Annotated in this window: 11 protein-coding genes and 1 tRNA gene; 3 read left to right on the top strand and 9 right to left on the bottom strand. The window is 27.5% G+C overall.

The features are described 5' to 3' along the window. The 4 genes from ACRCYC_RS07780 to ACRCYC_RS07765 all read right to left on the bottom strand — a co-directional run. Positions 1-933: ComEC/Rec2 family competence protein (locus ACRCYC_RS07780; protein ID WP_438618577.1), on the bottom strand; the 933-nt coding region annotated here is incomplete at its 3' end. Positions 934-1,084: 151 nt separating this feature from the next. Continuing rightward, positions 1,085-2,107, bottom strand: coding sequence for a BMP family lipoprotein (locus ACRCYC_RS07775; RefSeq protein ID WP_438618576.1), 1,023 nt, complete (start codon positions 2,105-2,107; stop codon positions 1,085-1,087). A gap of 136 nt (positions 2,108-2,243) precedes the next feature. Beyond that, the gene (locus ACRCYC_RS07770; protein ID WP_438618575.1) at positions 2,244-3,410 is read right to left on the bottom strand and encodes a GNAT family N-acetyltransferase; all 1,167 of its coding nucleotides are present in this window, start codon (positions 3,408-3,410) and stop codon (positions 2,244-2,246) included. A gap of 1 nt (position 3,411) precedes the next feature. Further along, on the bottom strand, positions 3,412-4,317 hold the full coding sequence (locus ACRCYC_RS07765) for a DUF2156 domain-containing protein (RefSeq protein WP_438618574.1): 906 nt from the start codon (positions 4,315-4,317) through the stop codon (positions 3,412-3,414). Positions 4,318-4,488: 171 nt separating this feature from the next. On the opposite strand from ACRCYC_RS07765, the gene ACRCYC_RS07760 reads away from it, so the two are divergent. Then, entirely contained in the window at positions 4,489-5,316 is an 828-nt protein-coding gene (locus ACRCYC_RS07760; protein WP_438618573.1) for a ComEC/Rec2 family competence protein, read from the top strand. 151 nt (positions 5,317-5,467) lie between these two features. Here ACRCYC_RS07760 and ACRCYC_RS07755 read toward each other — a convergent pair whose 3' ends face one another. Then, positions 5,468-6,172, bottom strand: a complete 705-nt coding sequence (locus tag ACRCYC_RS07755; RefSeq protein ID WP_438618572.1) for a tRNA threonylcarbamoyladenosine dehydratase — start codon at positions 6,170-6,172, stop codon at positions 5,468-5,470. Positions 6,173-6,250: 78 nt separating this feature from the next. Here ACRCYC_RS07755 and ACRCYC_RS07750 point away from each other — a divergent pair, with 78 nt between their 5' ends. Next, positions 6,251-6,970, top strand: coding sequence for a hypothetical protein (locus ACRCYC_RS07750; RefSeq protein ID WP_438618571.1), 720 nt, complete (start codon positions 6,251-6,253; stop codon positions 6,968-6,970). 38 nt (positions 6,971-7,008) lie between these two features. On the opposite strand, the gene ACRCYC_RS07745 is transcribed toward ACRCYC_RS07750, so the two are convergent. From ACRCYC_RS07745 to ACRCYC_RS07730, 4 genes are all read right to left on the bottom strand, one after another. Next, positions 7,009-7,105 (bottom strand) — tRNA-Sec (locus ACRCYC_RS07745). Positions 7,106-7,207: 102 nt separating this feature from the next. Further along, on the bottom strand, positions 7,208-7,336 hold the full coding sequence (locus tag ACRCYC_RS07740; RefSeq protein WP_438618570.1) for a hypothetical protein: 129 nt from the start codon (positions 7,334-7,336) through the stop codon (positions 7,208-7,210). Between the two features lie 3 nt (positions 7,337-7,339). After that, a complete protein-coding gene (locus ACRCYC_RS07735; protein WP_438618569.1) occupies positions 7,340-8,014 on the bottom strand; it encodes a uracil-DNA glycosylase in 675 nt (224 codons plus the stop codon). 14 nt (positions 8,015-8,028) lie between these two features. After that, positions 8,029-8,394, bottom strand: coding sequence for a NusG domain II-containing protein (locus ACRCYC_RS07730; RefSeq protein WP_438618568.1), 366 nt, complete (start codon positions 8,392-8,394; stop codon positions 8,029-8,031). A 60-nt stretch (positions 8,395-8,454) separates the two neighbouring features. On the opposite strand from ACRCYC_RS07730, the gene ACRCYC_RS07725 reads away from it, so the two are divergent. After that, positions 8,455-9,501: an FAD:protein FMN transferase gene (locus ACRCYC_RS07725; protein ID WP_438618566.1), complete on the top strand. Its 1,047-nt coding sequence runs from the start codon at positions 8,455-8,457 to the stop codon at positions 9,499-9,501. Positions 9,502-9,611 lie beyond the last annotated feature (110 nt).

Here is a 9,611-nt window from a genome sequence, read left to right as displayed (position 1 = left end):
TACTACATTACTAATCACAGAAACCAAAGATATATTCTTAAAATGAAAATACACTAAAGGTAAAGTAAGTATATTAGCAGAAATTGTAAGAGCTATTAACTTTAATTTAATCTTAGAATTTATATAGCCATAGAAATATATTATAGACAATGTTGCTAAAAAAGACAATTGAAAACTTATATTATAAATTATATATGGGTTATTAATTACTAAAATAATCCCTATAAAAGATAAGTTTGATATACCATCTGACCTTTTATGAATAAATACAGCTATATAAGCTATTAAACTGCATACAATAGCCCTAACTATAGAAGGAGATTGTCCAACCATGATACTATAGAGCCATAACAATAACCCTATCAAAATTAATTTATAAAACTTTTTTATACCCCCAATACTAAATCCTATAATAGTTATCAAAATACTCACATGTAGTCCTGACAAAGCCAAAATATGACTCACTCCAGTTTTTGAAAATATTTCTTTTACATTCTTGTCTATACCATCTTTTTCCCCTATTAATATAGAATTTATAAACTCTGACTTATCTTTATATAAGTAATTCATAGTCTTACTTACTTTATCTTTCATAGCAAATATCTTAGAATACAATAAATTATTTCCAACCACCTCATAAGACTTTATATCTATAGTCCCATCATACCCATTACTTTTTAAATACCTACCATAATCAAAATCCTCAAACTTCAAATTTTTATAATGCTTAAACTTCCCCTCCACATTAACTACATCGCCTGGTTTCATATTTATTTTTTTAGAATAATCCTTAACTAAATAATCACCAACATCATACTGAGTATATTTTTCCTTATCAACCTTATTACTCACAAGGCCATTTATAGTTATAAAATCATCTTCTATATTATCACTTTCACTCTCAACATTAGTCACCAGAAAACTAATAATCAAAACCACACAAAAAACAATCAGCAAAGGTCTTCTCATGCATAACTCCTAAAAAACTTATTTTCTAAATTATGTACAATTAAATCTTTTTAAATCACTTACTCCACCCCTATTAAAATAAAAAAAGTTACCTCAACAAAGGCAACTCTTTTTATTATTTAACCACTATATTTCCAGATATTATTTTTTGAGTTTGATCATCTACATAATCTAAGATTTCCTTAGGAACATTCTTAGATGTAGAAGGTGCAATCCCTACAGCATTTTCTTTTAGCCCATACATAACTGCTTTTCCACCTTCAAAGTTTCCACCTTTGATTTTAGATATAATATCAAACACACCTATATCAACTCTTTTCATAGCCGAAGTTATAACATTATCAGGAGCTAAACTATTTTGATCCATATCAACACCAATAGCATATTTGTTGTTTTCTTTAGCAGATTCTATCGCCCCAGTTCCAACTCCCCCTGCTGCTGAAAATATTACATCTGCTCCATTTGAATACATTTGATTTGCTATTGATTTTCCTAAACTAGCATCATCAAATGAATTTGCATACTGAGATACACACTTTACATCAGGATTTACAGCTTTAACTCCTTTTATAAATCCTTCTTCAAATCTTGTTATATTAGGTATCTTCATTCCACCTATAAATCCAACCTCATTAGTTTTACTCATCTTAGCACCTATCAAACCTACTAAATAAGCTGCTTCCCTTTCATCAAAAGTCATACACATCAAATTTTTAGGTATCTCTTGTCCTTCTTCTTCATAATTATGATCTATCATAACAAATTGTCTATCCGGATAAAGATTTGCAGCATTTAATATAGATTCTGCAGTTGTATATCCCACACCTATTATTAAATTTACTTCTTCATCTATAAAAGTTTCTATATTAGGTGCATAGTCAGAGTCTTGGTTTGACTCTAAGTACATACCATCTATTCCTAACTCTTTTTTCGCTTTTTCAAGACCTTCTATTGAAGATTGATTAAAGCTTTGATCATTAGCTCCCCCTTCACCTAAAACAATACCTACAGAGAAATCATCTTCTTCATTTTTTACATTTTTCTTTTCTTTCTCATTTACCGAAGTACATCCAACAATACTCATAACTACTAATCCCATAGTTAAAAAAACTTTTATACTTTTGTTAAACTTCCCCATAAACCCTCCTGAAAACATTTGACTTCAAGATAATTTTAACAGGTGTCTTTACACTTGTAAATACATTTATGTATATGATTTAAATAATAAAAAAATATCCATACAAGCTATAAATTAGCTTAGTATGGATATTTTTTTATACATATTCATTTACATAGTTATCTAATTTATTAAATATAGTTTTCAATAAATTAATTGCACTTGTGTTTTCTTTAGTTTTCACTATATCGTTTAAAAATAATACTTGATCTATATCCATGTATGAAAATGCTAATTGACTAATATAGTTTATGTTTAAATCTATATCAGATTTATTATCGCTTTTTCTAACTTCTACTTTATTATTTTTAACACTTATCTCAAATACTTTATTATTTTCTTCAATTTGATTATCTATAACACCTATGTAAGAGGGTTCTAAATCGTTACCCCCCACCTCTAAAGTATTTAAATATCCTTCTAAATTTATAACTCTACCCATCATAAAAGGTTTTATGCTAAGTTCATTAGTTTTTGGATTAGGTAAAATATATCTTATACTATCAGTCACAGGAGCCATAATAGTTACTTTCTTACACTGAGTATTATGATTGAATATAAACTTAAGCATAGACTTTAAAGATTTTATATTTTTATAACACATTTCTCTTACAAACATAGTATCTCCCATAATGAAGTATATTATATAACCTTGATATTCTTCATCTTTATGAATATACATATGTCCATTTTCACATTTAATTTCATTAAATAAATTTTTATAATAATCTTTATCTCTAGCTACATGACCATTTACATTAACTAAAAATTCATTATGTATATCAATAATATCTTGAATATGACTATCATTTATCTTTTTGAAATCACCATGTATTTTAAATTGTTTTAAATCATTTATATCTAATTTATATTCAATTTGGTCATAACAATGCTCATAACCATATTTTCTATATAGCCTATAATCTATAGGCATAAGAAGTGAAACTAGTTGTCCCTTTTTATAAAGTTCACTTAAAACAAACTCCATCATATCTTTCATATATCCTTTGCCTCTAGCATTTGGATATGTAGATACTCCTACTATATATGAAGTGTCATAAACTTTATTATTTAAATTTATCTTATATTGATTTAATTGAAGAGATGACATAAGTTCATCATCTTCTTCAATTAATATAGTATTTTCTGGCTTGTATTTATCATTGAAATAATAATTAACAAAAGCTTCTTCATCACCAAAACAATAATTCCATATATCTTTTATATTGTCTAAATCCCCATCTTTAGCATATCTTATTTTCATATTATGCCTCCATAACAGTATACTTTTCTACAAACTTACATGGATGGTATGAAAGTTTAGCTTTTCTAAGACCCTCAATACCTAAATCTTCTTCTCTATTTACAAGTTCTACATGTGCAAATTCATTTACTAAAAACTGTTGATTTATAAATGGATATAATCCTCTTATCTCAGGATTTGCTTTTTCTATATGAATTACAGCCATATGCTCATTTATATTTTCACCTATACTAAAAGCTTCTAATTTTTTATCTATATAAACTCCACCAACTCTAACATCTTCTTTTAAAACATTATAGTTATCAAATATTTTCTTAACAGCTATAAATTCATCATCAATTCCCTCTTCAACATCCCCATTTTCTTCCTTATTAACAGCCCACGCTTTTAAAAGAGTTATACACTCATCAAAATCACTTTCATCAAGTTTTCTATACTCAAATCTTCCTTCATATTCTTTTAAGAAATAATTTAAATGATTTCTTTTCTTTTGATTTTTTCTTCCTTTTAAAGTTCTTAATGCTTCTGCATCATATACATAGTCAAAGTAATCTCTTTCTTCTATATATTTAAACTTTCCTGGATAATCAGTTTGTAAAAGTTCAACTACTTCTTTAGTTACAGCTCTTAAATATATTTGATGATCTTCATTTTTAAAATACTCTAACATAAAAGCTAAAGCTTTATGTATTTTATCTTTTTTCGCAAGTGGTAATACTGAGAATCTATCTCCTTCATATTCTCCAACTATTATAGCAAAATCATCTTCTATATAATAACTAGTTTTATACATATCTCTCCACATATATAAGGTCGTAAAACAGTACTCGCAAGCTTCATAATCTACAGAATTAAAAAACGGTCTTAATTCTTCATATGAATTTATGTCAATCTCTTTAAAAATCATAGTAAATTCTCCTTTTAAATCTTTTTATATATTACATTTCACACTTTATTTAATTACCCTATATTATTTGAATTAAGTTTTAAATAAAAGTCTAAACTATTAAATAAATCTTTTATTAATTAATATTGTCCTTATAAGTACAATATAAACAGGTAATGATTGGAGCGTAAAATGAAAAAAATCATATTTTTAACATTTATTATAATAACACTTTTGGTAGGCTGTGGCAAAAACCCATTACTATCAATCCATATCATAGATATAGGACAAGGTGATAGTATTTTAATACAAACTCCAAATGACAAAAACATATTAGTCGATGGAGGCCACGAAGACAGTTCACTTATCATAAAAAAATTTCTCAAAGCTAAAAAAGTAAAAAACATAGATTTTATAATAGCAACACATCCAGATACTGATCACATAGGTAGTTTAGATGAAATTATAGATAAATTTAAAGTTTCAAAACTTTATCTTCCAAACAAAAAAACTAATAGTGATGCATACTATAACTTAATACAATCTTGCAATAAGAAAAATATCAAACCTCAATATCTATCTAGAGGCGATAAATTTAATTTAGATGATAATATAAAATTAACCGTTCTAAATCCTTCTTATACCCATATAGATAATAACTCAAACTCTATAGTATTCAAATTAGACTATGAAAATAAATCATTTTTGTTTACAGGAGATGCTACTTCAGAAAATGAAATGGATATAATTAACAACTTCAACCTAAAAGACATAGACTTTTTAAAAGTAGCTCACCATGGAAGTAAAAACTCCTCAAGTGAAGAATTTTTAAAGTCAATAACTCCAGATGTAGCTGCAATATCTAGCGGATACAACAACACCTATGGTCATCCTCACAAAGACACACTATTGAGGCTAACTCAAACAGATACAAAAGTCTACCGAACTGACAAACAAGGCCATATATCCTTTTACAGCGACGGAAACACCATAACAACTACCGCTCCACCTAAAAAATAAAATAAATTACATTAAAAATGGGGCCCCGTATTGTCTAGCAAAATATTAATATATAATTTAGCCCACATTTACAGACCGCCTTATCAGCCTGTATGGATGTAAATTTCATATTAATACTAAGCGCCAACCAGGGTCACCCATTTTTATCAACTTATTTTATTAAATCATTTACGACTACAGAAGCTATTATTAGTCCGCCAACTGAAGGTACAAAAGATATGCTTCCAGGAGTTATCTTCTTCCCATTCATAATTTTTTCTTTTAACTCAACAGGTTGCTCCGTTGAATAAACAACTTTTAATTTCTTTATTTTTCTATCCCTTAACTCTTTTCTCATAACTTTAGCTAATGGACACATCTGAGTTTTATGAATATCAGTAACAACAATCTTAGTAGGATCTAATTTATTCCCCATACCCATAGAACTTATTATTCTTAAATTTTTCTTAACACAACTTTCAATTAAATGAATCTTTGAAGTTACCATATCTATAGCATCAACCACATAATCATAATTCTCACATAACAATTCATCACTATTGTCTGAAGTATACTTAGCTTTTACTGCACGTATATCTATATCTGGATTTATATCTAAAATTCTTTCCTTCATAACATCTACCTTATCTCTTCCAACCGTTGAATGTAGTGCTGGTAATTGTCTATTTATATTAGTTATATCAACATCATCAAAATCTACAATAGTCATTTTACCAACCCCAGCTCTTGCTATAGCCTCAGCTGCAAAACTTCCTACTCCTCCAACTCCAAATACTATAACATTTGAATTTTTTAATTTATCTAGCCCTTCATTTCCAACTATAAGACCCGTTCTAGTTCTAAAATTTTTATCCATGCTTATTGTTTCTCCTTATGTAATTTTTTTTATGTATACGAATATAATTTAATATCAGCTTAAAATAGGGGTGATACTTTGAAAAAATTAGTAACTTTTCTATTATACATTTTAATGGTAAATATGCTAGTTTCATTATTATTAATTATAGATCTCAACTCTACTAATGGAAATATAGAAGAGTCAGCTATAATAGAGGCTATATCTAACAATGATAATTATAATTTAATCGTTCAAATTTTAAAAGATACTCATAAAGAAGATTTTATAAAATATATAGATTATATGCAACTTGAAATTCATAAAACAATCGAGAATGATAAAAATAATTTCATAGCCTTTACTATAACATTGCCTCAAAACAAATGTTTTATAGCTTTTTATAAAAAAAATAGCGACAGCACTTATTCTTTCAATTGTATAGTTGATAATTTAGATTATGTTGATGATTTCTATTTTTACAAAGATTTTTTAGTAGTTGAACAAAATTCACAGGATAGAGATAATTATTTAAATAATAAAAAGTTTATAGAAATATTTCATAAAGAAAAGTTTACATACGTATCTAAGTTAAAAAAAGATTTATATGTAGAAATAGTAAATCTAGAAAACAATAATAAAAATATATTATCTGGTAGTGTAGATTTTTTAGATGATAATCCTCCTAAAATACTTTATGTAGCTACTACTTCAAATCAAGAAAATCAATTTAACAAAGAAATTTCAAAAGAAATATATACCTGGGATGAAGCTTTAAATCAATTTACAATGAAAGAAAATAGTAATTTATGCAAATAAAAAAGTAACTTCAAAAATGAAGTTACTTTTTTGTTTATTGGCGGGAGTGCGTGGGAATCGAACCCACCCAAGAAGCTCTTAACCCCTCATACTAGTTTTGAAGACTAGAGGGCACACCAGCACCCATCCACCCCCATATGGGATGTCCTCTTACTTATGAATTTATATTATCATATCTATAAAATTTTTTCAACTATTTTTAGCAAACATTTTCACATTTTTACATTAAATTTTAAGTTATGCTTCAAAAATATTTTTTCTGTGATTTTTTGACATGAAAATCCATCCAAAAATCATTATAACTATAATAAATCTATGAACTTTAAGTATGCACTTAACTTTAAGTTCATAGATTATTTGAATCATATTTTATATATTAGGAATTTGCCAATCTATAGGAGCTTTACCTAAACTAACTAATATTTCATTAGTCTTTGAAAAAGGTTTCGATCCAAAGAATCCACGGCTTGCAGATAAAGGGCTTGGATGGGCTGACTCTATTATATAATGTTTTTCTGTATCAATTAACTTCTTCTTATTTCTTGCATTATTACCCCAAAGAACAAATATAACAGGTTCATTTCTTAAATTTAATAATTTTATTATATTATCAGTAAATATCTCCCACCCTTTGCCTTTATGAGAATTAGCTTCATGAGCTCTAACTGTAAGTGCTGTATTTAATAATAATACGCCTTGCTTAGTCCAAGGAACTAAATAACCATTGTTTGGTATACAATAGTCGTACTCAGTTTTTAATTCTTTATACATATTAAGTAAAGATGGTGGCGTTTTAACTCCAGGCTTTACAGAGAAAGCAAGTCCATGTGCTTGATTTTCTCCATGATATGGATCTTGTCCTAAAATTAAAACCTTAGTGTCTTTATATGAAGTGTATTTTAATGCATTAAATATATCATCCATATCAGGAAATATAGTTTGTGTGCTATACTCATTTTTTAAAAACTCTCTTAACTCTAAATAATAAGGCTTTTCAAATTCGCCTTCTAAAATTTCGTCCCAGTCATTTCCTATCTTAACCATAATTTCACCTACTCTTAATTTGATATTATATCTATATCATTTTTTTCATCACTAATTATTTTTATACTAACTTTATTAGGTATGCAAACAATACTTTTGTTAGATTTATTTATAAATCCAGTTTTTACACATACTTCATCTGGACATGAAGCTTGTGTAACTTCTACACCTTTGTCATGTATCTTGACTTTATTATATCCATTTTCAGTTTTTATAGTTAGTTCCTCATTTTTATCTAGAGGTACTTCCTTATAAACTTTATTATCTACATATATAACAACCTTATCAGCTTTACCTGATTCTTTAAAATGATTAAAAACTAAAAATGCACATACAACGACAATTATAGATAAAATAAGAAAAAAATCGTTTTTCTTCATTTTTCTCCTCCAAACATTTATAATATAATTAAATATATCATAAATACAAAGGGGAACACCATGAAAAATAAAAAACTTATATTTTGTATAGCTATAATAATATTATTAGCTGTATCCATTTTTTTCATATTTAGCAAAAAAGTCAATACCTATTCTAAAACCATGTATTACCTAGGAACTGTTAATGAAGTTACACTATATACTAAATTTGATGAAAAAAAAGCCGAAGAAATATTATCTAAGTGTGAAGAAATGGTAAAAGACATAGATAATAAAATGAATCCATCTACCTTATCTAGTGATATTTATAAAATCAATGAAAATGCAGGTAAATCTTTTACAAAAGTATCAAAAGATACCTTTGATGTTATAAAAACATCTATCCATTTTTCCCATGTATCCGGTGGCAACTTTGATGTTTCAATTGGTTCTTTAGTACAGCTTTGGAATATTGGAAATGAAAAAGCAAAAGTTCCTACACAATCAGAAATTAATGAAGTTTTACCAACTATAAATTATAAAAATATAGTTTTAGATGATAAAAATACTAGCATTATGTTAAAACACAAGGGCACTAAATTAGACTTAGGTGGAATAGGTAAAGGATATGCAGCAGATAAAGTAGTTTCATATCTAAAAGAACAAAAAATTGAAGGCGCTATTGTAAACCTTGGAGGTAACATATATACATTAGGAACAAAAGACGGTAAAAATAAGTTCAATATAGGAATACAAGATCCAACTAAACCTAGAGGTAACTCTATAGGTAGTTTAAGTACAACAAACAACTCAGTAGTTACATCAGGAATATACGAACGATATATAGAAAAAGACGGCAAGATTTATCACCACATTTTAAGCCCTAAAACAGGTTATCCTGTAGAAAACGAACTTAGCAGTGTAACAATAATCTCAGACAACTCCATGAACTGTGATGCACTATCTACAACAACATTTTCACTAGGAACAAAAGAAGGACTTAAATTAATAGAATCAATGCCAAACACAGAGGCAATATTTATAACTAAAAACAAAGAAATATACCTAACTCCAGGACTTAAAGATTCATTTAATCTTTCAGATCCAACATTCACCATCAAAAACTAAAAAAGTGAGTATATAGGCTAAGTTAGAGTTAATAGTTGTTGACGCAACACTTAAAGTACCTCTTTACCGTACTTTGTGTGAAGGAAACAACTATAACTCTAACGAGCCAC

It is taken from the genome of Paraclostridium sp. (genome assembly GCF_051657365.1).
Classification (GTDB): Bacteria; Bacillota; Clostridia; order Peptostreptococcales; family Peptostreptococcaceae; genus Paraclostridium.
Note: the sequence above shows the minus strand (reverse complement) of the source record. Positions and strands in the feature narration are given on the sequence as shown.